This is a genomic window from Actinoplanes italicus, from assembly GCF_003001815.1.
GTDB classification, from domain to species: domain Bacteria; phylum Actinomycetota; class Actinomycetes; order Mycobacteriales; family Micromonosporaceae; genus Actinoplanes; species Actinoplanes italicus.
On the sequence record NZ_PVMZ01000038.1, the window covers coordinates 1 to 22,806 of the forward strand.

Sequence of the window (22,806 nt, forward strand, 5' to 3'; positions counted from 1 at the left end):
TTGATGAGGCCGACGGTGGCGGTCTGGACGAGGTCGTCGGTGGGTTCGCCGCGGCCGGAGTAGCGGTGGGCGAGGTGGCGGGCGAGAGGCAGCCACGCCTCGATCGCCCGGTCCCGCAGCCGGGAGTGCTGCCGTCCGGGCGGGGCGGCGGCCATCGCGACGAGCAGTTCGGATGCGCTGGCCGCGGGCACGACGTGCGCGGCGTGGCGCGAGGTCCCGGCGGGCCGCGGTGTGATCACCGCGGGCGGCGGCGCGGCCTGTGACGTTACGACGGGCGGTGATTTCAGCATGGTCATTCGTGGTCCTCCATCAGACGGGCAGAGAGCCGTGCCCGCACGCGGCGACCGTTCTGAAGTGCAACGCTAGCCGAGAAGCCTAGCGCCGACTAGCTGAAAGTATGAGTGACATTGCGTGAACGCCTAAATCACGGAGTGAATTCAGCCTATGGTGACCGCCCACCGGTTACCCGGAGACGCGGGATTTAATGTCGAGCGCACGTGGTACACAGCATCAGCGAACGACCCCTGAAGAACGGACGGCGGGATGAGCATCCTCGGCATCGACATCGGCGGCTCCGGCGTGAAGGGCGCCCCGGTCGACCGGCACCACGGCGAGCTCCTCGCCGAGCGGTTCCGCGTGCCCACCCCCCAGCCCGCCGACGTGGACAGCGTGGTGGAGGCGGTCGCCGAGGTGGCGGCACAGTTCGACGGTTTCGACACCATCGGCGTCACGTTCCCGGGCGTCGTCGTCGACGGCGTGACCCGCAGCGCGGCCAACGTCGACAAGTCGTGGCTCGACGCGCCCGCGGCCCGGCTGTTCACCGAGCGGCTCGGCAAGCCGGTGACGGTCCTCAACGACGCCGACGCGGCCGGGGTCGCCGAGGTCGCGTTCGGCGCCGGTCGCGACCAGGCCGGTCTGATCATGATGCTGACGTTCGGCACCGGCATCGGCAGTGCCCTGTTCCTCGACGGCACGCTCCTGCCCAACACCGAGCTGGGCCACCTCGAGATCGACGGCGCCGACGCGGAGCTGCTCGCCTCCGACCGCGTCCGCGAGTCCGAGGACCTGTCCTGGGAGCAGTGGGCGACCCGGGTCGAGCGCTACCTGCGCCACGTCGAGATGCTGCTCTCCCCTCGCCTGTTCATCGTCGGCGGCGGAGTCAGCAAGAAGTCGGAGAAGTTCTTCCCGCTTCTCGACATCCGCACCCCGATCGTCCCGGCCACGCTGCTCAACAACGCCGGCATCATCGGCGCCGCGATCGCGGCCGGTCAGGCCGCGGCCGGACCGGGCGGTCAGGCTCCCGGCGCCTTCCCGGTGGACGCCACCGAGCCGAACGGCGCGATCCCGCTGAGCGAGCGCCAGGCCTCCTGAGACACCCGAGAGGAGATCGACATGGCGCGGACCATCGCCACCAACACCAAGGTCACCCGTGAGGATCTGGTCGAGTTCCTGCGGCCGCGGCACCACGCGATCCTGATGACGACGCGTAAGGACGGCCGCCCGCAATCCTCGCCGAACGCCTGCGGCGTCGACACCGAAGGGCGCATCGTCATCTCGAGTTACCCCGAGCGGGCGAAGGTGGCGAACATCCGCCGCGACCCCCGGGTGACCCTGTGCGTCCTCTCCGAGGCGTGGAACGGCCCGTGGGTGCAGGTGGACGGGGTCGCCGAGGTCATCGACCTGCCCGACGCCGTCGAACCGCTGGTCGACTACTTCCGGTCCATCTCCGGCGAGCACCCGGACTGGCACGAGTACCGCCAGGCGATGCGCGACCAGGGAAAATGCCTGATCCGGGTGACCATCGAGTCCTGGGGCCCGATCGCGACCGGCGGCTTCCCGGCCCGCCTGGCCGACTGAGCATCCCGGCCGGTCCGTGCGGACCGGCCGGGACTCGTGGACGAGACCACACCTGGCTCAGGAGCGCCGGCCGGTCAGGCGGAGCGACGCCGACGCCGGTGAGGGCGGCGCCGATGACGGCGGCACCGTGGACGGGGCCGGCGAGGCGAACGCGCCGATGACGGCGGCACCGTGGACGGGGCCGGCGAGGCGAACGCGCCGATGACGGCGGCACCGTGGACGGGGCCGGCGAGGCGGACGCGCCGGTTCCGGCGGGCCGCTGCGACGCAGCGCCGCCCACCAGCCCCGCATCCGCCGCCTGCCGTCGGTGGCGAGACGGGCCGTCACCAGCCGGATCCAGGCCTCCGGGGCGGGACGCGCGGACACGGTTCACCACTGCCGCCAGGCCGCGCATTGCTGCACCGCTTCCGACCTTCTTTCGTGGAGCAAACCGGCCGGAGCGCGAAGGAGGCCGCAAGGCCGGCACCCAGGAGGACTGGGCGGTGCCGGCCTTGCGGCCTCAGGACCCTCCCGTTCCGGCGGGCGAGCGCGTACGCGCGCAGGCCCTCGGGAGGGGAAGTAGATAAGTAGCAAAAAGAGCTATACGGGCATCATCACCACGGATCGTGCCCGTCGGTGTCGAGGGCTCCCCAATCGGCTGTGCGGAGCCGTAGCCGATTGCGGCGCCCGCGACACCGGCTCAAAGGGCGCGATCCCCGCCGAGCGAAGCGAGGCCGTCAGGCCCAGCGAGGCCATCGGACACCACCTCGGCGTCCAGCAGGTAGCGGAGCGTGTCGCGGTGTATGACGGCGATGGGCTCCAGCAGGTCGGGGTGCCGCAGCAACGCGGAGGCCTCGCGGTCACGGGCGTCCGGCGTGAGCAGGCGGCGGAACTCGTTGGGCCGGGTGTCCGAGGCACGGCGGGCGTGCGGACGGGGCCGCTGGTCGGGGATGGGCATGGCGGCGATGACGGCGTCGACACCGCGACGGGCCAGCAGGGGGTCGGCCAGGAGGCAGGCGGCCCAGCTGACGACGACCTCGTCGACCCAGGTGCGCCAGCCCTCGCCCTCGGCGAACTCGTCGTCGGGCTCGCTGCCGGCCTTCCAGTCGAGGACGGCGGAGCCGCCGGGACCGGCGATGGCGACGAGCGCGGCGTCGATCTCGGTGGGATAGCGCAACCAGGCGGCGACCGTGACGGCCTGCCGGGCCTGGAGTTCGGCGAGCGTGTGGGCCACCGTGTTGGATTCGCCGCCCGGGTAGGCGCGGGCCAGCCAGTGGGTGCTGGCGGCGATCACCGGGGACAGTGCGGTGGACGGTCCGGCCACGTTCGAGCTCCCTTCGTGCGCTTGCCGGGGCGGCTCGCGTCAGGGATATAGCTCGGTGGTTCGGGGGCCGTCTTGAGCAGGGTTCCTCGATGGCAACGCACCGCAACCGTCGCACTCCCGTGCCACCGGGGAGGCGGGACGACCGGCGGGCACGAGGTGGCCCCGATGGGACCACGATCCGGCCGCGGAAAGATGAACGCCTGTTGCGAGCAGGTGAAATTGTCGTGTTTTCCGGCGGCGCGCGGCCGCGTCTGGATGCGCCACCGGCACCCGCCTCCGGTAGGTTGGGACGCAGCGGCGATCGGCCGTTTCAAAAACTCCACTCCGGAGAAGTCATAGAGACGACGGCGGTGGTTTTCCCGGTCGCCAAACCCTCCCGCGCCCCTCTGACTACGGTGGAGATCATGACCGGTCGCTTCCCCATCGAAGACGTGACACCGGCCGTTTCCGGTGGCCGCTACCCCGCGAAGGCGGTGGTCGGCGAATTGGTTCCCGTCTCGGCGGTGTCCTATCGCGAAGGTCATCACGCACTCGGTGTGAACGTGGTATGGCGTTCGCCGGACGGCGAGACCCAGCCCTTCACGCGGATGACGCCCGGTGAGCCGGGCCTCGACCAGTGGCATGCCGCGATCCGGCCCGACGGGGTCGGCCGGTGGACGTTCACGGTGGAGGCGTTCGACGATCCGTACCGGACGTGGCGCGACGCCGTGGTGAAGAAGATCGGCGCCGGACAGGGTGCCGAGGATCTGGCGAACGATCTGGCCGAGGGCGCGGACGTGCTCGACCTGGCCACCAAGATCGTGCCGGCGGAGCACGAGGAGTCGGTCCGGGAGGCGGCCGCGGCGCTGCGTGACTCGCAGAAGTCGCTGTTCGGCCGGGTGACGCCGGCTCTGGATCTGGAGGAGCTGCTCTGGCACAACCCGGTCCGGCAGCTGGTCACCACGACCCGGTCGTTCGCGATCTGGGTGGACCGCAAGCGGGCGCTCTACTCGGCGTGGTACGAGTTCTTCCCACGCTCGGAGGGCGCCGAGATCGGCCCGGACGCGACGCCGATCAAGCACGGCACCTTCGCGACCGCGGCGAAGCGGCTTCCGGCGATCGCGGCGATGGGCTTCAACGTGGTCTATCTGCCGCCGATCCACCCGATCGGCAAGGTCAATCGCAAGGGCCGTAACAACACGCTGACGCCGCGCCCGGTGGACGTCGGCTCGCCGTGGGCGATCGGCTCGGACGAGGGCGGCCACGACGCGATCCACCCGCAGCTGGGCACCCTGGAGGACTTCCGCGAGTTCGTCCGGCAGACCGAGGAACTGGGCATGGAGGTGGCGCTCGACCTGGCGCTGCAGGCCGCGCCGGACCACCCGTGGGTCAAGCAGTTCCCGCAGTTCTTCACGACCAAGGCGGACGGCACGATCGCGTACGCCGAGAACCCGCCCAAGAAGTACCAGGACATCTACCCGATCAACTGGGACAACGACTACCGCACGCTGCGCGACGAGGTCTACCGCGTGGTGATGCACTGGGTGAACAACGGCGTCAAGATCTTCCGCGTCGACAACCCGCACACCAAGGCGATCAACTTCTGGCAGTGGCTGATCGCCAAGGTCAAGGAGACCGATCCGGACGTGCTGTTCCTGGCCGAGGCGTTCACCCGGCCGGCCATGATGAACGGACTCGGCAAGATCGGGTTCACGCAGTCGTACACCTATTTCACCTGGCGCAACTCCGCCCCCGAGATGCGTCAGTACATGCAGGAGCTACTCACCTCGATCGACTGGATGAGGCCGAACTTCTGGCCGAACACGCCGGACATCCTGCACGAGGCGCTGCAGAACGGCGGCCCGCCGATGTTCAAGATCCGGGCGGTGCTGGCGTCGATGCTGACCCCGTCCTGGGGGATCTATTCGGGGTACGAGTTGTTCGAGCACGTGCCGAGGCCGGGTGCCGAGGAGTACATCGACAACGAGAAGTTCGAGCTGAAGCCACGTGACTGGGCGGGCGCCGAGCGTGCCGGCCGGTCGCTCGCGCCCTACCTCACGAAGCTCAACCGCATCCGTGACGAGAACCCGGCGCTGCACTGGCTGCGCAACCTGCGGTTCCACGAGATCGACAACGGCGCGCTGCTCTGCTTCTCCAAACGGGATCCCGACACCGGCAACACGGTTCTGGTCATCTGCTCGTTCGACTCGGCCAACGTGCAGTGGGGCAACACCGCCCTGGACCTGCCGGCACTCGGTTTCGACTGGCACGAGCGCTTCACGGTCGTCGACCAGATCAGCGGGGCGACATACGAGTGGGGTCAGCACAACGCGGTCCGGATCGACCCGTTCGTCGAGCCGGCGCACGTTTTCGTCATCAAGGCGAGGTAGCAGGGTAGGGGGAGCAACCTGATGGAGCTGTCGAGCGAGCACGACCCGGCCGAGGGGAGTCACAACGAGGGCGGGGTGGTCGAGCACCCGACCTCCGACGACTTCGGGCACGCCCGGGCGCTTCCGGCGGACCGGACCTGGTTCCAGCGGGCCGTGTTCTACGAGGTGCTGGTCCGGGCGTTCTACGACTCGGGCTCGGACGGCGGCGGTGACCTGCGCGGGCTCATCGAACGGCTCGATTATCTGCAGTGGCTCGGTGTGGACTGTCTGTGGCTGCCGCCGTTCTACGATTCGCCGCTGCGCGACGGCGGCTACGACATCCGCGACTTCTACAAGGTGCTGCCGGAGTTCGGCACGGTCGAGGACTTCGTGGCCCTGCTGGACGCGGCGCACAAGCGCGGCATCCGTGTCATCACCGACCTGGTCATGAACCACACGTCGGACTCGCACCCGTGGTTCCAGGCGTCCCGGCACGACCCGGAGGGGCCGTACGGCGACTTCTACGTCTGGAACGACACCAGCGAGAAGTACCAGGACGCGCGGATCATCTTCGTCGACACCGAGGAGTCGAACTGGACGTTCGACCCGGTGCGGCGGCAGTTCTACTGGCACCGGTTCTTCTCGCACCAGCCGGATCTCAACTACGAGAACCCGAAGGTGCAGGAGGCCATGCTGGACGTGCTGCGGTTCTGGCTGGACCTCGGCATCGACGGGTTCCGGCTGGACGCGGTGCCGTACCTCTTCGAGGAGGAGGGCACCAACTGCGAGAACCTGCCGCAGACCCACGCGTTCCTCAAGCACTGCCGCAAGGTGATCGACGACGAGTTCCCGGGCCGCGTGCTGCTGGCCGAGGCGAACCAGTGGCCGGCCGACGTGGTGGAGTACTTCGGCGACGCCCGCAGTGGTGGCGACGAGTGCCACATGGCGTTCCACTTCCCGCTGATGCCACGGATCTTCATGGCCGTACGCCGGGAATCGCGTTTCCCGATCTCGGAGATCCTGGCGCAGACACCGGCCATCCCGGAGAACACCCAGTGGGGCATCTTCCTGCGTAACCATGACGAGCTGACGCTCGAGATGGTGACCGACGAAGAACGCGACTACATGTATTCGGAGTACGCCAAGGACCCGCGGATGAAGGCGAACGTCGGCATCCGTCGCCGGCTCGCGCCGCTGCTGGAGAACGACCGGAACCAGATCGAGCTGTTCACCGCCATGCTGCTGTCGCTGCCCGGGTCGCCGGTGCTGTACTACGGCGACGAGATCGGTATGGGCGACAACATCTGGCTCGGTGACCGCGACGGCGTGCGCACCCCGATGCAGTGGACGCCGGACCGTAACGCCGGTTTCTCCACCGCCACACCGGGCCGCCTCTACCTTCCGGTCAACCAGGACCCGGTGTACGGGTATCAGGCGGTCAATGTGGAGGCGCAGCGCGACAGCGCCACCTCCCTGTTGAACTGGACGCGCACCATGCTGGCCGTCCGGCGCAGACACGAGGCGTTCGCCGTCGGCACGTTCCGCGAGCTGGGCGGCTCCAACCCGTCGGTTCTCGCCTATCTGCGCGAGCTCGGCGACGACGTGGTGCTCTGCGTCAACAACCTGTCACGCTTCCCGCAACCGATCGAGCTGAACCTGCAGCACTGGAACGGTTACACCCCCGTGGAGCTGACCGGGCACGTCAACTTCCCCCGGATCGGGCAGCTGCCCTACCTGCTGACGCTTCCGGGGCACGGGTTCTACTGGTTCCAGTTGTGCGGGTCGGAGGAGAAGCAATGACGCTGCCTTTCGCCGAGTGGTTACCGAAACAACGCTGGTACGCCGGACGCAGCCGGGTGCTCTCGTCGGTCAAGGAGGCGTCCGCCACCGGTCTCGGCGACGACCTGGAACTCGTCCTCGTCGACGTCGAGTACACCGACGGCAGCTCCGAGCGGTACCAGGTCCTGGTCGGCTGGGGTGACGGGCCGATCCCCGAGTACAGCACGGTGGCCACCATCGGCACCGCCGACGACGGACGGGTCGGTTACGACGCCCTCTACGACCCGGCGGCCGCACGGCACCTGCTGTCTCTGGTCGACCGGTCCGAACTGGCCGGTGACATCGTCTTCGAGAAGGAGCCCGGCATCACGCTGCCGCTGGAGGCCTGGCCGCGGGTGTTCGACGCGGAGCAGAGCAACACCAGCGTGATCTTCGACCAGGACGCCATTCTCAAGGTGTTCCGGCGGGTCACCTGCGGGATCAACCCGGACATCGAACTGAACCGGGTTCTCGGCCGGGCCGGCAACCCGCACGTGGCCCGGTTGTACGGCTCGTTCCAGGCCGAGGACAACTGCTCGCTCGGCATGGTCACCCAGTACGCGGTCAACTCGGCCGAGGGCTGGGCCATGGCGACGGCGTCGGCACGTGACCTGTTCGCCGACGCCGCCTTCGCCGCGGACGAGGTCGGCGGCGACTTCCAGGGCGAGTCGTACCGGCTCGGCGAGGCGGTCGCGTCGGTCCACCTGACCCTGGCCGAGCAGCTGGGCACCGGACCGGCGCCGTTCCCGGTCGACGCGGTGCTGGCCCGGCTGCGCACCGCCACGAACGCCGTCCCGGAGCTGCAGCAGTACGTCCCGGCGATCACCGACCGGTTCCGCTCGCTCACCGGCGAGCAGGTCGAGGTGCAGCGCATCCACGGCGACCTGCACCTCGGGCAGGTGCTGCGCACCCCGGAGAGCTGGCTGCTGATCGATTTCGAGGGTGAGCCCGGCCAGCCGCTCGACGAACGGCGGCTGCCCGACTCGCCGCTGCGCGACGTGGCCGGGGTGCTGCGCTCCTACGAGTACGCGGCGTACCAGCTGCTGGTCGACCAGGACGACGACGAGCACCTGGCGGCACGCGCCCGCGAGTGGGTGGACCGCAACCGGGCGGCGTTCTGCGACGGCTACACCCACGTGGCGGGCACCGACCCGCGTGACCATCGTGCGCTGCTCGCGGCGTACGAGCTCGACAAGGCGGTCTACGAGGCCGCCTATGAATCCCGGCACCGGCCGGGCTGGCTGCGGATCCCCCTGCGGTCGGTCGCCCGGCTAGTCGGATGAATCCCGGAGGGCACCCCAACACCATGATCGGTCAGACCAGCAGCTCCCGGCTCGCCGCCGACAAACGCGCCATGGACAGCGTCATCTCCGGGGACACCCACGACCCGCACGCTGTTCTGGGTGCGCACCCGCACGGCGGCCGGACCGTCGTGCGGACGCTCCGCAAGGAGGCCACCGAGGTCGCCGTCCTGCACGAGGGCGAGCGGTACGCGATGACGAAGGTGCATCCGGACGGGATCTTCGCGGCCGAGCTGCCCGGCACCGTGCTCGACTACCGCCTCGACATCGACGGCACCCAGTGCGACGACCCGTACCGGCACCCGCCCACCCTGGGCGAGCTCGACCTGCACCTGATCGGCGAGGGCCGGCACGAGAAGCTGTGGAAGGTGCTCGGCGCGCAGCCACGCGGCGCCGGTGTGGCGTTCGCGGTCTGGGCGCCGGGTGCGCGCGGCGTGCAGGTGGTCGGCGACTTCGCCGGCTGGGGGCCGTACGACGGGTGGCCGATGCGGTCGCTGGGCTCCAGCGGCGTGTGGGAGCTGTACGTCCCGGCGGCGCACATCGGCACCAAGTACAAGTTCAAGATCCTCGGCCGGGACGGGGTGTGGCGCGAGCACGCCGACCCGCTGGCGCAGCACACCGAGATTCCGCCGGCCACCGCGTCGGTGGTCTACCAGTCGTCCTACCAGTGGCACGACGAGCAGTGGATGCAGGAACGCTCCCGCAAGTCGTGGCATCAGGAGCCGATCAGCACGTACGAGGTGCACCTGGGCTCGTGGCGGCCGGGCCTCTCCTACGTCGAACTGGCCGAGCAGTTGGTCGAGTACGTCGTCGAGACCGGGTTCACCCACGTCGAGCTGATGCCGGTCATGGAGCACCCGTTCGGCGGCTCCTGGGGTTACCAGGTCACCGGCTATTACGCCCCGACGTCGCGGTTCGGCAGCCCGGACGAGTTCCGGCACCTGGTCGACAAGCTGCACCAGGCCGGGATCGGCGTGATCCTGGACTGGGTGCCCGCGCACTTCCCGAAGGACGAGTGGGCGCTGGCCCGTTTCGACGGCACACCCCTTTACGAACACGGCGACTGGCGGCGCGGCGAGCACCCGGACTGGGGCACGTACGTCTTCGACTTCGGCCGCAAGGAGGTCCGCAACTTCCTGGTCGCCAATGCGCTGTACTGGTGCGAGGAGTTCCACGCCGACGGCCTGCGGGTCGACGCAGTGGCCTCGATGCTGTACCTCGACTACTCGCGCAAGGACGGCGAGTGGACGCCCAACCAGTACGGCGGCCGGGAGAACCTGGACGCGATCAGCTTCCTGCAGGAGATGAACGCGACCGTCTACAAGAACCACCCCGGCGTCATGACGATCGCCGAGGAGTCCACCGCGTGGCCCGGCGTCACCCGGCCCACCCACCTGGGCGGTCTCGGTTTCGGCTTCAAATGGAACATGGGCTGGATGAACGACACCCTCTCCTACATGGAGAAGGAGCCGATCCACCGGCAGTGGCACCACCACCAGATGACCTTCGCCACCGTGTACGCCTGGAGCGAGAATTACGCCCTGCCGATCAGCCACGACGAGGTGGTGCACGGCAAGGGCTCGCTGACCGGCAAGATGCCCGGCGACCTGTGGCAGAAACTGGCCAACACCCGCGCCCTGCTCGGTTTCATGTGGGCGTTCACCGGCAAGCAGTTGCTGTTCATGGGCTCCGAGATGGGCGACGAGTTCGAGTGGAACGAGGGCGGCGGCCTGCACTGGCACCTGCTCGACGACCCGCAGCACAGCGGCGTCAAGCGCCTCGTCACCGACCTGAACCGGGTGTACCGCGAGACTCCGGCGATCTGGACGCAGGACACCTCGCCGTCCGGGTTCCGGTGGATCACGAGTGAGGACTCGCAGCACAACACCTTCTCCTTCGTCCGGTTCGCTCCGAACGGCGACACCCTGGCGTGCATCGTCAACTTCGCCGCGATCCCGCACGAGGGTTACCGCATCGGCCTGCCCCGGGCCGGCCGCTGGACCGAGGTGATCAACACCGACAGCGAGCTTTACGGCGGGTCGGGCGTAGGCAACATGGGCGAGGTCGAGGCCGAGCACCTGGCATGGCACGGCTTCGACGCGTCGGTGTCGCTGCGGGTGCCGCCGCTGGGCGCGGTCTGGCTCAAATACGAGCCCCGGCAGGGCTAGCGCGAGCCCGGGAACAGCTCACGCAGGCGTGGGACGTGGTATTCCCGGCTCCAGTCCGGCTTCAACGGGTCGGACCGGAGCCGGACGCCACGCGCCTCCACGGCCTCCCACAGCGCCGAGCCGTCGTCGTCGGTGTAGGCGTGGCCGGCGACGTAGGCCAGGCACTCCCACTCCGGCCACTCCTCGTCGTTCCACCGGCCCCGGGGCTTCGCCGCGAGGCGCCGCACCGCCGGCAGACCGGCCAACGCGTCCGGGTCGGCGGCCACCGTCTCGAACGCCTCCCGCCCGCGCCCGATGAGCCAGCACTGGAAGTACCAGAAGCCGTCGGTGGAGCACCCGTCCTTGATCACGTCGGCGGCGGTCCACATGTGGGCGTGGTCGATGCGGTCGCGCAGCTCCTGCAGGCGGATCGTGAAGTCCTCGATCTCGGAGGGGCCGAGCTCGCGCAGAGTCGCGGTCAGCCACTCCTCGCGCTCGTCCTTGGTGCCGCCCTCGGCCGCACTGCGCTCGATCAGCCGCCAGAAACCGTCGATGTCCATGCCGGAGATTCGACCACGGGGGTACGACAGTTTCTCAGGCCCCGGGCCACTCGGCGGCGAGCAGGCCGTACAGCAGATCGTCGGTCCACTCCCCCTTGATGAAGGTCTGCTGCCGCAGCAGGCCCTCCCGGGTGAAACCCAGCCGCTCCAGCAGCGCCGCCGACCGCGTGTTGCGCACGTCGCACTCCCCCATCACCCGGTGCAGGCCCTGCACGCGGAACAGGCGGTCCAGCACGGCGCTCACGGCCTCGGTCGCATAGCCCCTTCTCTGGTACGCCGTGGCCAGCGTGAAACCGATCTCGGCCTGGCGCAGGTTGTCGTGCAGCCGGACGGCCACATCCCCGATCAGCGTCGCCTCGGCGGTGAGCTCGATCGCGTACTGGAACCAGCCGGGCTCGGACGGCGAACCGGCCGCGAACCTGCGCACCGCGGTCTCCGCCCTGTCCAGCGGGAACGGAGCGTCCCACGACTGGTAGCGGGCCACGTCCTCCTCGGACCGGTAGGCCGCCAGCACGGGCGCGTCCGACGCCCGGAAACGCCGCAGGATCAGCCGCTCGGTCGCCATCAGCACCCGCCGAGAATATGTTGCCGGGTATGGACACCACCGAGCGGCTCCGCGAGATCTGCCTGCGTCTGCCCGAGGCGACCGAGCGGCCCAGCCACGGGTCGCCCGCGTTCTTCGTCCGCGGGAAGAGGCAGTTCGTGATGCTCTGGCCGGACGGCCACCACGATCACGAGTTCCCGCATCTGTGGTGCGCGGCCCCGCCCGGTGGGCAGGAGGAGCTGATCGCCGCCGGCCCGGACCGGTTCTTCCGGCCGCCGTACGTCGGCCACCGCGGCTGGATCGGCGTCCGCCTGGACCGCGACCCGGACTGGTCGGAGATCGCCGAACTGTGCGAGGACGCCTTCCGTACGGTCGCCCCGAAGACCCTGGCCGCCCGCCTCGACGCTGACTGACCCTCAGGATCCGGCGGGCGGGACTCCGCAGTTGCGGCGCAGCATGGTGTCGAGGGCCTTCTTGTCGTCCTCGTCGACCGGCACGGTCGTGTAAAGCTGCTTCCCGCCGTCGAGCGACACCCGTACCGGGAATTCGAAGGGTTTCTTGACCTCGGCGAAGGCGTGCAGGTCGCACCGCAGCGGCGAGGCGACGAAGGGCAGTGTCGCGACCGGGGCCGCCGCGGTGACCTCGGCGAGCGGGGTGGCCCGCTGATAGGCGAGCCGGTACATCACGTTCCCGTCGAAGGTGTGCAGCTGCGCCCTGGCCGCGGTGGCCGCCGCGGTCCGTTCCACGACCAGGCTGCCGCGGACGCCGTCGGCGCCGAGATCCGTCCAGTCGCCGAAGCGGAAGGTGACGGTGCGGCGGACCGTCTCGGCGGCGCAGTCGTCGGCGAGGAGCCGATTCAGCAACTCGTTCGGGTGCGGCAGGGCGAGCCGTACCCGCTGCGTCCGGGTCTCCCCCTCGACCCGCGCCACGACGGTCACGTAGGAGGCCTCAGCGGCCGCCACACAGCCTCCGGTGCCGTAGGGCACGGTCACGTCCACCCGCAGCCCGTTCGGCGGCAGCAGCGCCTGTGTGTCGGCCGGCGCCTCCCCCTCGAAGGACGGCAGGTCGGGTTCGACCCGGGAGATCCAGACCGGCCGGTCGCCGTCGTTGTGGAGGGCGATCCCGAGTTGCCGGGCCACCTCGTCCTGCCGCCACTGCTCCGCGGTGGCCCGCAGCCGCAGCTGTGGCTCGGGCGCGGCCTGACTCCCGCCACCGCAGGAGACGAGAGTCAGGAGCAGGGCGGCCGCGGCAGCGCCGGCGAGGAGGTGGCGGGCCCGGATCATCGCGGATCAGGCCTCGACGACGTCGGCGACGATGACCGTCACGTTGTCCGGCGCGCCGTTCTGCAGGGTGCGGTTCACCAGCTCGGCGGCGCACGACTTGCGGTCGGCGACGTCCCGCAGCGTCTGGGCGATCACCGCGTCCTCGACGTAGTCGGACAGCCCGTCGCTGCACAGCAGGTAGCGGTCACCGGCCCGCGCCGGGATCATCCGCCCGGCCGGCCGGAACGGGCCACCCTGCACGGCCTGGGTGACCAGTGCCCGCTGGGGGTGGCGGCGGGCGTCGTCGGGGGTCAGCACGCCCTGGTCGACCAGCGCCTGCACGTACGTGTCGTCGCGGGTGAGCTGCTGGAAGTCGCCGTCGCGGAGCAGGTAGCAGCGGGAGTCGCCGACGTTGAGGGCGGCCAGCCGGTCGCCGGAGAGCAGCAGCGCGGTCACGGTGGTGCCCATGCCGTCGCGGGCGTCGTCCTCGGCGACGGACGCCTCGATCCGCTCGTTGGCGGTCTGCAGCGCGCTGATCAGATCCTGCAGCGGCTCGCCGTTGTCCGGCGCGGTGTCGACGACGCTCAAGGTCTGCACGAGGATGTCGCTCGCCAGCTCACCGGCGGGGAGTCCGCCCATGCCGTCCGCCACCACGAAGAGTCGATTACCGACGAAGACGGCGTCTTCGTTGTTGGACCGGACCAGGCCCTGATCAGTGGCGGCGACCGCCCGGACAGCAAGCGTCATGTGACAACTGTGCCAAAGGCCAATTCCGTTGTCTCTAGTACCTCCTACCAAGTGTGGCCGGATCCCGGAGGGCCCCACCGGGCCGCCGTTCCGGCTCGTGGGGCGATAGCGCAGGTCAAAGGGCATTCGACGGTCAACGGCAGCGGTCGGCGGCGGAAGTGGACGGCATCGGGCGGCCAAAGCGCGCAGCGACACGCGGCAAGAGATCGACGTGACATTCGCGACATCGGGGTACGCGGGGCCCCTGCCGGGCGGTTCAGCCACGAACCGGACGTCCCTCTCCAGCGGTACCTCCCGCCGCGCTCAGCGCCGGGGAGAGGCCGCCGACGGGTGACACTGCGGGGTGGCGCGACAAGGCGGCGCGGGCTCGGTAACAATCGTCGACGTGACGACAGCTATCCATCAGCGCATCGCCTCGGAGCTCGGGGTACGGGAAGGGCAGGTCACCGCCGCGGTCGAGCTGCTCGACGGCGGGGCCACCGTGCCCTTCATCGCCCGCTACCGGAAGGAGGTGACAGGCACTCTCGACGACGCCCAGCTGCGCACCCTCGAGGAGCGTCTGGGCTACCTGCGGGAGCTGGAGGACCGGCGGGCCGCGGTGCTGGAGTCGATCCGCTCCCAGGGCAAGCTCGACGACGTCCTGGAGCAGCAGATCCTCGAGGCCGACACGAAGGCCCGCCTGGAGGACATCTACCTGCCGTTCAAGCCGAAGCGGCGCACCAAGGCGATGATCGCCCGCGAGGCCGGTCTCGAGCCACTCGCCGACGGTCTGCTGGGCGACCCCTCGGTCGACCCGAAAGCGGCCGCCGCGGCGTTCGTGGACGCCGAGAAGGGGGTCGCCGATCCACAGGCCGCCCTCGACGGTGCCCGGGCCATCCTGATCGAGCGGTTCGCCGAGGACGCCGACCTGATCGGTGACCTGCGTGAGCAGATGTGGACCCGGGGCCGGCTGGTCGCCAAGGTCCGCGACGGCAAGCAGACCGACGGCGCCAAGTTCTCCGACTACTTCGACTTCGCCGAGCCGTACTCCAAACTCCCCTCGCACCGCATCCTGGCGATGCTGCGCGGTGAGAAGGAGGACGTCCTCGACCTCACCATGGAGCCGCACCCGGAGGAGGACGAGGGCTACTTCGAGGGCCGCATCGCCGGCCGCAACGGGATCAGCGACCACGGCCGGCCCGGCGACAAGTGGCTGATCGACACGGTCCGCTGGGCGTGGCGCACCCGGATCCTCATCCACCTCGGCGCCGACCTGCGGGTCCGGCTGCGGGAGGCGGCCGAGGACGAGGCGGTGCGCGTGTTCGCCGCCAACCTGCGCGACCTGCTGCTCGCGGCACCGGCCGGCACCCGCACCACGATGGGACTGGACCCCGGCTTCCGTACCGGCGTGAAGGTCGCCGTCGTGGACGCGACCGGCAAGGTCGTCGCGACCGACACGATCTACCCGCATGTGCCGCAGAACAAGTGGGACGAGTCGATCCACCGGCTCGCCGCGCTGGCGTCGAAGCACAACGTCGAGCTGATCGCGATCGGCAACGGCACCGCCTCCCGCGAGACCGACAAGCTCGCCACCGAGCTGATCAAGCGGCACCCGGACGCGAAGCTGACCAAGGTGGTCGTCTCCGAGGCGGGCGCGTCGGTCTACTCGGCCTCGGCGTACGCCTCGCAGGAGCTGCCCGGCATGGACGTGTCGCTGCGCGGTGCCGTGTCGATCGCCCGCCGCCTGCAGGACCCGCTCGCCGAGCTCGTCAAGATCGACCCGAAGTCGATCGGTGTCGGCCAGTACCAGCACGACATCTCCGAGGTGAAGCTGGCCCGCTCACTGGACGCTGTGGTCGAGGACTGTGTGAACGGCGTCGGTGTGGACATCAATACCGCCTCCGCGCCGCTGCTGACCCGGGTCTCGGGCATCACGGCGGGCCTGGCCGAGAACATCGTGATGCATCGCGACTCCAACGGCCCGTTCAAGAACCGCAAGGAGATCAAGAACGTGGCCCGGCTGGGTCCGAAGGCGTTCGAGCAGTGCGCCGGCTTCCTCCGGATCTCGGACGGCGAGGACCCGCTCGACTTCTCCAGCGTGCACCCGGAGTCGTACCCGCTGGTCCGGACCATCGCGGCGGACGCCGGATCGGACGTCAAGACGCTGATCGGCAACAGCCCGCTGCTCAAGGGCATCCGGCCGGACAAGTTCGTGACCGACACGGTCGGTCTGCCGACGATCACCGACATCCTCAAGGAGCTGGAGAAGCCGGGTCGTGACCCGCGACCGGCGTTCACCACGGCCACGTTCGCCGAGGGCGTCGAGAAGATCGCCGACCTCAAGCCGGGGATGATCCTGGAGGGCCAGGTGACCAACGTGGCCGCGTTCGGCGCGTTCGTGGACATCGGGGTGCATCAGGACGGTCTCGTGCACGTGTCGGCGCTGTCCGACAAGTTCGTGCAGGACCCGCGTGAGGTGGTCAAGTCCGGTGACGTGGTGAAGGTCCGCGTGCTGGAGGTCGACCCGGTCCGCAAGCGGATCTCGCTGACCATGCGTCTCAACGACGAGCCCGGCAAGGGCCGCCAGCCCCGCGAGGACCGCGGCCAGGGCGGCGGGCAGGGCCGTCAAGGCGGCGGGCAGCGTCAGGGCGGCGGGCAACAGCGTCAGCCGCGCCAGCAGGGCGGTCAGCGGGGCGGCGGCGGGGGCGGCGGCAACAGCTTCGGCAACAGTGCCATGGCCGATGCGCTGCGCCGGGCCGGGCTGGCCAAGGACTGACCGTGACGAGGCCCGGGCCACCGCCCGGGCCTCGTCACTTCGCGTCCCAGATCTTGACGTCGGTGTAGGCGACCTCGTAGGGCCCGATGTCCGGCACATCCCGTGCGTTGTAGATGCCGAGCAGCACCCGGCCCTCCTGGAGCCGTCTCTCGGTCAGCGGAGCCGTCCCGATCAGGGCTCCGTCCCGGTACACCTCGACCGACTCGCCCCTGGTGATCAGCCCGATCCGGACCGCGGCGGGGGCCAGTCCGAGCGGCGAGTCGCCCAGCGAGAACGTCTTGATCACCTTGATCTTGCCGTCGCCGTCCCGGTTGTGCAGGCCGATGTAGATGTCCTTCTCGCATACCCGGGCCTGGTAGCCGACCTTGCCGTTGTTGCGGAACCAGATGGCCGCGCATGAACCCGTCGTGTTGAGCCGGGCCGTCACTTCGACGTGCATGTCGGCCGGAATCTCGTCGAGGGGGCCTGAGCACTTGAAGACGCCGGCCCGTTCCCGGCGCGCGATCAGCGCATCGGCGAAGTAGCACTTCGCCGTCTCCTCCGCGTACTCCGTGGCGGTCCACAGCGCCGGCCGCCGCAGCGTGTCCTGGACCCGGGGCGGCTCCGTCGGCGTGCTGATCGTGACCAGCGGTGTCGGCGCCGGTGAGGTCGGGGGCGCGGCGCCGACGTCCCGGCCGTCGTCCTTGCGCAGCTCCATGGCCACCAGCACGGCACCCGCGACCAGAGCCGTCACGAACACGGCGACCAGGGCCGGCATCGCCCAGCGGCGGCCCTGCCGGTCGACCGGCCGCGGAGCGGGCCTCGTGTTCGCCGGCGGGGCGGAGATCGGCACCGTGACGATCGAGTTCTCGTCGTAGCCGACCAGCCCCGGCGGGATGGACAGGGTCGGCAGGCTCACCGAGGGCTCCGGTGCGACGCCGGTGACCGCCTGCGCCTCCACCGCCGCCGCCCGCAGGTCCGGCTGGTCGGCGAACGCCGCGGCCGTCGCGGCCGGGCGCTGCTTGCCGGAGATCAGCAGGTCGAGCAGCTCACGGGAGCTGGGCCGGTTCGCCGGGTCCTTCTCCAGAGCGTGCGCCACCAGGTCACGCAGCGGGCCGCTGAGCCCGTCCAGCTTGGGCGGCTGGGTGAGGATGCGGGCCGCCATGGCCGGCGGCGAGTCGGCATAGAACGGTGTGTGCCCGGTCCCCGCGTACGCGACCACGCCGCCCCAGGCGAACACGTCCGCGGCCGGGGTGAGCGGCTCGTCCGCGTCGGAGGCGAAGCGCTCCGGAGCCATGTACGCCACCGTGCCGACCATCTGGTCGGTGCGGGTGTTCGCGCTGGTCGCCTCCATGGCTCGGGCGATCCCGAAGTCGATCACCTTGGGGCTGCCCGGCGCGAGCAGCACGTTGCGCGGCTTGAGGTCGCGGTGGATCACCCCGGCGCCGTGGATCGCGGTCAGCGCGGTGGCCACCCCGATCGCCACACCGTGCAGGTTGGCGCTGGTCAGCGGCCCGCGCTGCTCGACCACCTCGGCGAGGGTGGGTCCGTCGACGTACTCGACGACGAGATATGGCGACTCGTGGTCGGGGTCGGCGTCGATCACCTCGGCCGTGCAGAACGGCGGCACCTGACGAGCGCGGTTCACCTCGCTGCGGAAGCGGCGCCGGAACTCGTCGTCGTGGGCCAGGTCGGCGCGCACCATCTTGACCGCGACCAGGACGCCGCCGCCGGTGCGGGCCAGGTAGACAGTGCCCATCCCGCCTTCGCCCAGCCGGCCGACGAGTTCGTAGTCGCCGAGAGTGCGCGGGTCTGCCTTGCGCAGCGGTTGTGTCCGCTCACCCGGCAATGCGCCGTCGACCATTCCCCCAGCCCCCCGGAAACGCCCCCTTACGTGTGCCGCTCGCACTGTATAGGGCGGTGTCTCTCCACGAACAGGCCGCAGGGCTCATGGAGATCCCCGATACAAGGATCGGGGCCATGCCCGATGCCGGAACCCCTCCGCGCGGCACACCATGGAGTCATCACATCACCCCGAGTGAAGGCAGGGATGACGAAGATGAACGCCGTGCACGACTCGCTCGCCCGTCAGGGCCTGGTCCGCCCGCAGGACGGCCGGATGATCGCCGGCGTGTGCGCTGGCCTCGCCCGCCGCTTCGGCCTCGACCCGTGGATCGCCCGTCTGCTGTTCGTGCTGATCCTGTTCGTGGTCCCGGGCAGCCAGATCCTGATCTACCCGGTCCTGTGGCTGGTCATGCCGAACGAGAAGCCCGCGTGGCAGGCCCCGGAGCCGACCACCTTCTGACGCTCAGGCGGTCAGCTCCTTGACCTTTCCGGTCAGCTGAAGGTCGTCCAGATACCCCTTGTGGACGACCTTCCCGGAGCCGTCCAGCATCACGTACCAGCTCTGCTGGACGATGCCGAACCGCTTCCACAGTTTCCCGGCCTTGTCGTTGAGGTGCGGCATCGCGCCGAGCGAGAAGTCGGCGACGAAGTCGTCCATCTCCGCGGCGCTGCCGAGACTCGCGATGCCGAGAATGCCCAGGCGGTCGCCGTACTCCTCCTGGATGTCGCCGAGGGACTGCGCCTCGCTGGCGCAGGTAGCGCACCAGGGCGCCCAGAACCAGAGGATGGCCGGTTTGCCGGCGAGGCTCGCGGCGTCGAACTTCTTGCCCTGAAGGGTCGTCCCGCTGAACTTCAGCGTCTTCGGGACGGTCACCGCTTCCGCGGTGACCGCCCCGGAGGCCGGGGGCGCGGTTGCCGGGGACGGTCCGGCAACCGGCGCCTCCGGCGACGCGGCCGGCGTGGTGCCACAGGCGGTTGCCGCGAGGGCGACAGCCAGTGTCAGGGACAACAACCGAGGTCGTACGCCGGACGCGCGCATCATTTCACCGGTGCGGGCTCGGTGAGCCGCAGCGCGAGCGCGGGGCACACGTTGACCGCCTTGCGGGCGCCGTCCTCCAGCCAGGGCGGCAGCGGCGTGGTCGGGAAGGCCGGGAAGCCGTTGTTGTCCAGCCGGATGATCTCCGGGGCGACCGCCGAGCACAGTCCGTGCCCGTCGCACCGCGACCAGTCCAGCGCCAGCTTCCGGGCACCCTTCTCGGCCGTGTACGGCAGCGGCAGGATGCCGCGGACCGGCTTGCCGCAGCCCTCACCGTTGGCGTGCGCCCGTACGTCCTCGTGGAAGACCTCCAGCGCGGAGAGCGCGAAGCGCGACGAGCCGTCCGGGTGGCTGCACGCGCCGCGGCCCTTGACCATGCCGGCCGCCTGCCGCACCTGCTCGACCGCGTTGCCGCCGAGGGAGACCAGGGTGACCGCGCGGGCCAGGTCGGGCAGGCCGATCCGGCACGGGCCGCACTGACCCGCCGACTCACCGGCCAGGTACTGCACCACCTGGGCGACCTCGCCGACCGGGCAGGTCTTGGAGCCGATCGGGATCAGCATGCCGGCCCCGAGCGTGCCACCGACCTTGGCGAACCCCTTGCGGGAGATCATGATCGTCTTCGCCTGCTCGGCGGTGACCCACTTGCCGTGGTAACCACCGACGAGCAGGCCCGGGCCCATGTCGGCGCCGCACATCTCCAGCACCTCCATGAGCGGGGTACCGGTGGGCGCCTCGACCACGGCCGGCGCCGACGCGGCGCCACCGACCGTGAGCATCACCGTTCCCGGCTCCTCCGGGATGCCGACCGCGTTGTACTCCCACGGGCCGAGCCGGGCCGCGATCGCCAGCTGCGAGTACGTCTCGGCGTTGGACAGCAGGGTGGGCAGTCCCATCACGCCGTTGTCGCTGGAGCGGACCTTGCGGCCGGGCGGGATGTGCGCCTCGCCGTTGATGCCGCGGACCAGCGCGCCACCCTCACCGGAGATGAACCGGTGGGGCACCACCACGATCCGGGTCGGGCAGGGCATCTTCCGCTCGGCCAGGGCGGCGGCGAGCGAGTTCTGGCCCACGCCGTCGTCGGCGACGCCGATGACGATCTCCTCGGCGTCCAGGGCGGCGGCGGCCAGCGCCGCGCCGTCCAGGATCAGGTGCGGGCCGCGGGTCAGGATCGCCTTGTCCTTCCACGAGGGCGGCTCGCCCTCGGTGCCGTTGACCACGATCACCGGCGGCAGGTCCTGACGGCGGCAGGAGTCGACCACCGCGCGCACCTTGCGGGCGAACGGGAAGCCGGCCCCGCCGCGTCCACGCAGCTCGATGCGGTCGGCGAGGCCGATCAGCTCACCGGAGCTGAGCGCCGCGAACCCGCCGTGCACCTCCTGGTGGGCCAGGAGGTCGAGACGGCCGTACTCGTCGAACCCGGCGGTGATCCGGGGCGTGCCGATGGCCGTGACCGGGGGTACCTGTGCCGTGCTCAATTCGAGTCCCTCATGTCACCACGGAGCTGGGAGAAGTAGCCGTCGTCGCCTTCGTCGCGACCGCGGCGCCCGCCACGGCCGCCGGGCTCGCCGCGACGGTTGCGGCGCGAGCCGCTGTCGACCAGGGTCGGGCTGTCGTCGGCCGGGTAGCCGGCCGGTCCGTCCTCGGAGAAGTCGACGAACTCGCTGCGGCTGGGCCGCCGGGGCGGCTCCTCGTAACGGGGCTCGTCGAACCGCTCGGCACGGGCACGCGGGGCCGGTTCCTCCTCGTAGCGGCCGCCACGGGGGCGGGGCGCCTCCTCGTACTCGTCCTCGGCACGGCGGCGGCCGCGCGGGGCCGGCTCGTCGTACTCCGGCTCGCGACGACGACCGCGCGGGGCGGGCTCGTCGTCCTCGTACCGCCGCATCCGCGCGCCGGTCGACTCCAGGTCGTCACGCCGCATCCGGGTACCGGTGGACTCCAGGTCGTCACGCCGCATCCGGGTACCGGTCGACTCGAAATCGTCACGCCGCATCCGGGTGCCCGTCGACTCCAGGTCGTCGCGGCGCATCCGGGTACCGGTCTGCTCGGCGTCGTCACGGCGACGCGGCCGCGGAGCCGGCTCGTCGTCCTCGTACCGCCGGCCACGGCCGCGGGGACCCTCGTCGTAGAGCTCCTGCGAGCGGCCACCCCGGGAGCGCGGGGCGGGCTCGTCGTCGTACCGGTAGCGCTCCTCCTCCAGGTCCCGGCGTGACATCCGGGTCTGGGTGTCGTAACGCTCGTCGTCCTCGGCGGACCGGCGCTGGCGGGGCGCCGGGGCCTCGAGTTCGGGCTGGCGGCGGCGGGGCGGGTAGTCCTCGTCCATCGCCATCGGAACGGGCGCCGGGCTGACCGGCCGGGCCGGAGCCGGGCTGACCGGACGGACGGCCGGAGGCGGGGTCGGCTGGTTCCAGGTCTGCGTCATCTGGCCCGGCTCGGCACCGGCCGGGGTGAGCAGGTCCATCGCGGGCTCGGCACGGCGCGCCGGGCGGCGGATCGGCGCCGAGGCGGTCGGCAGCAGCGTGCCGGTCTCCTGCGGCCTGACCGCGCCGACACCGGCCGGCGAGGAGAAGTCCTTACGGCGGTTGAGGCTGACCGACAGCCGGACGGCGAGACCGACGACCACGCCCAGGACGCAGACGACGTAGCTGACCGAGACCCAGGTGGCGGCGGGCCGGCCGGCGGAGAGGCCGTGGGTGAGGGCGATCGGCCACATCAGGTAGGAGATGGCGTGGATACCGCGCCACATCCACGGCTTGCCGCGGCCGATGAACTTGGCACGGGCGATGCCGGACCACATGACCAGCACCATGATCCAGCCGGAGATGGTGCCGAATCCGACGTACAGACTGTTGGGGCCCTCGGTCAGGAACGGGACGAAGATGTCGATCAGACCGATGAAGTCCTTGGCGTACTTCGTCCAGACGTGCAGGAAGAGCGCGCTGACCGCGATGACGCCGGTGGTGCGGTGCGCGGACTGCAGCAGCACCCGCTGGCGGATGCTGAGCACGAACCGGTCGGTGGCGACCAGGCCGACCATGATCGTGATCGACAGCGACACCAGGCTGATGACGCCCATGTAGAAATCGGCATAGGCGAAGAAGTAGTAGTACGCCACGCGACCCGGAGCGGTCATCATCGCGACGGCCCAGACGGCGGCCAGGATGCTCACGATGAGCACGAGCACCGCGGTTCTCGACGCCGGACGACTACCGGTGGATTCGACGTCGACCGCCACCCGGGGGGCGGTTGCCTTGTTGTTCTTCGAGCGGGCCATGGACTCCTCGTTTTCCTTGGTGCGGTCACG

20 protein-coding genes are annotated in these 22,806 nt (G+C 70.3%); 9 read left to right on the forward strand and 11 right to left on the reverse strand.

The features are described from left to right. The coding region (locus tag CLV67_RS48010; protein WP_282958723.1) for a sigma factor at positions 1-296 on the reverse strand (296 nt) is incomplete at its 3' end. Between the two features lie 247 nt (positions 297-543). Here CLV67_RS48010 and ppgK point away from each other — a divergent pair. Beyond that, entirely contained in the window at positions 544-1,371 is an 828-nt protein-coding gene (ppgK, locus tag CLV67_RS48015; RefSeq protein WP_106330681.1) for a polyphosphate--glucose phosphotransferase, read from the forward strand. Positions 1,372-1,392: 21 nt separating this feature from the next. After that, on the forward strand, positions 1,393-1,857 hold the full coding sequence (locus tag CLV67_RS48020; RefSeq protein ID WP_106330682.1) for a PPOX class F420-dependent oxidoreductase: 465 nt from the start codon (positions 1,393-1,395) through the stop codon (positions 1,855-1,857). A gap of 57 nt (positions 1,858-1,914) precedes the next feature. On the opposite strand, the gene CLV67_RS48025 is transcribed toward CLV67_RS48020, so the two are convergent. Together CLV67_RS48025 and CLV67_RS48030 are read right to left on the reverse strand one after the other, a co-directional pair. After that, positions 1,915-2,223, reverse strand: coding sequence for a hypothetical protein (locus tag CLV67_RS48025; protein ID WP_106330683.1), 309 nt, complete (start codon positions 2,221-2,223; stop codon positions 1,915-1,917). A gap of 313 nt (positions 2,224-2,536) precedes the next feature. Next, on the reverse strand, positions 2,537-3,160 hold the full coding sequence (locus CLV67_RS48030; RefSeq protein WP_106330684.1) for a hypothetical protein: 624 nt from the start codon (positions 3,158-3,160) through the stop codon (positions 2,537-2,539). 404 nt (positions 3,161-3,564) lie between these two features. Here CLV67_RS48030 and CLV67_RS48035 point away from each other — a divergent pair, with 404 nt between their 5' ends. The 4 genes from CLV67_RS48035 to glgB are packed head-to-tail and all read left to right on the forward strand — an operon-like array spanning position 3,565 to position 10,795. Next, on the forward strand, positions 3,565-5,529 hold the full coding sequence (locus tag CLV67_RS48035; RefSeq protein WP_106330685.1) for an alpha-1,4-glucan--maltose-1-phosphate maltosyltransferase: 1,965 nt from the start codon (positions 3,565-3,567) through the stop codon (positions 5,527-5,529). Positions 5,530-5,550: 21 nt separating this feature from the next. Continuing rightward, positions 5,551-7,308 (forward strand): maltose alpha-D-glucosyltransferase, encoded by a 1,758-nt coding sequence (gene treS, locus CLV67_RS48040; RefSeq protein ID WP_106330686.1) that lies wholly within the window; start codon positions 5,551-5,553, stop codon positions 7,306-7,308. Continuing rightward, a complete protein-coding gene (locus CLV67_RS48045; protein ID WP_106330687.1) occupies positions 7,305-8,609 on the forward strand; it encodes a maltokinase N-terminal cap-like domain-containing protein in 1,305 nt (434 codons plus the stop codon). The genes treS and CLV67_RS48045 overlap by 4 nt, the downstream gene beginning before the upstream one ends. A 23-nt stretch (positions 8,610-8,632) precedes the next feature. Beyond that, positions 8,633-10,795: a 1,4-alpha-glucan branching protein GlgB gene (glgB, locus tag CLV67_RS48050; protein WP_239166941.1), complete on the forward strand. Its 2,163-nt coding sequence runs from the start codon at positions 8,633-8,635 to the stop codon at positions 10,793-10,795. Here the strand turns inward: glgB and CLV67_RS48055 are convergent. After that, positions 10,792-11,334: a DUF4240 domain-containing protein gene (locus tag CLV67_RS48055; RefSeq protein WP_106330688.1), complete on the reverse strand. Its 543-nt coding sequence runs from the start codon at positions 11,332-11,334 to the stop codon at positions 10,792-10,794. The genes glgB and CLV67_RS48055 overlap by 4 nt on opposite strands. 34 nt (positions 11,335-11,368) lie before the next feature. Then, positions 11,369-11,899, reverse strand: coding sequence for a GNAT family N-acetyltransferase (locus CLV67_RS48060; RefSeq protein WP_106330734.1), 531 nt, complete (start codon positions 11,897-11,899; stop codon positions 11,369-11,371). A gap of 29 nt (positions 11,900-11,928) precedes the next feature. Between CLV67_RS48060 and CLV67_RS48065 the strand changes: the two genes are divergently transcribed. Continuing rightward, positions 11,929-12,291 (forward strand): MmcQ/YjbR family DNA-binding protein, encoded by a 363-nt coding sequence (locus CLV67_RS48065; RefSeq protein ID WP_106330689.1) that lies wholly within the window; start codon positions 11,929-11,931, stop codon positions 12,289-12,291. Between the two features lie 3 nt (positions 12,292-12,294). Here CLV67_RS48065 and CLV67_RS48070 read toward each other — a convergent pair whose 3' ends face one another. Then, positions 12,295-13,161 carry a hypothetical protein gene (locus CLV67_RS48070; protein ID WP_106330690.1) on the reverse strand — a complete coding sequence of 289 codons (867 nt, stop codon included), beginning with the start codon at positions 13,159-13,161 and terminating at the stop codon, positions 12,295-12,297. 6 nt (positions 13,162-13,167) lie between these two features. Then, positions 13,168-13,887, reverse strand: a complete 720-nt coding sequence (locus CLV67_RS48075; RefSeq protein WP_106330691.1) for a PP2C family protein-serine/threonine phosphatase — start codon at positions 13,885-13,887, stop codon at positions 13,168-13,170. 385 nt (positions 13,888-14,272) lie between these two features. On the opposite strand from CLV67_RS48075, the gene CLV67_RS48080 reads away from it, so the two are divergent. Next, entirely contained in the window at positions 14,273-16,642 is a 2,370-nt protein-coding gene (locus CLV67_RS48080; protein ID WP_106330692.1) for a Tex family protein, read from the forward strand. Positions 16,643-16,676: 34 nt separating this feature from the next. Here CLV67_RS48080 and CLV67_RS48085 read toward each other — a convergent pair whose 3' ends face one another. Next, a complete protein-coding gene (locus tag CLV67_RS48085; RefSeq protein WP_106330693.1) occupies positions 16,677-18,485 on the reverse strand; it encodes a serine/threonine protein kinase in 1,809 nt (602 codons plus the stop codon). Between the two features lie 186 nt (positions 18,486-18,671). On the opposite strand from CLV67_RS48085, the gene CLV67_RS48090 reads away from it, so the two are divergent. Beyond that, entirely contained in the window at positions 18,672-18,926 is a 255-nt protein-coding gene (locus CLV67_RS48090) for a PspC domain-containing protein (RefSeq protein WP_307833908.1), read from the forward strand. A 3-nt stretch (positions 18,927-18,929) separates the two neighbouring features. On the opposite strand, the gene CLV67_RS48095 is transcribed toward CLV67_RS48090, so the two are convergent. Genes CLV67_RS48095 through CLV67_RS48105 form a run of 3 tightly spaced genes read right to left on the reverse strand, consistent with a single transcriptional unit; the run spans position 18,930 to position 22,776 of the window. Next, on the reverse strand, positions 18,930-19,475 hold the full coding sequence (locus CLV67_RS48095) for a TlpA family protein disulfide reductase (protein ID WP_239166942.1): 546 nt from the start codon (positions 19,473-19,475) through the stop codon (positions 18,930-18,932). Between the two features lie 29 nt (positions 19,476-19,504). Beyond that, positions 19,505-20,980: an NADH-quinone oxidoreductase subunit NuoF family protein gene (locus CLV67_RS48100; protein WP_106330695.1), complete on the reverse strand. Its 1,476-nt coding sequence runs from the start codon at positions 20,978-20,980 to the stop codon at positions 19,505-19,507. Next, on the reverse strand, positions 20,977-22,776 hold the full coding sequence (locus CLV67_RS48105; protein WP_106330696.1) for a translation initiation factor III: 1,800 nt from the start codon (positions 22,774-22,776) through the stop codon (positions 20,977-20,979). The genes CLV67_RS48100 and CLV67_RS48105 overlap by 4 nt, the downstream gene beginning before the upstream one ends. Positions 22,777-22,806 lie beyond the last annotated feature (30 nt).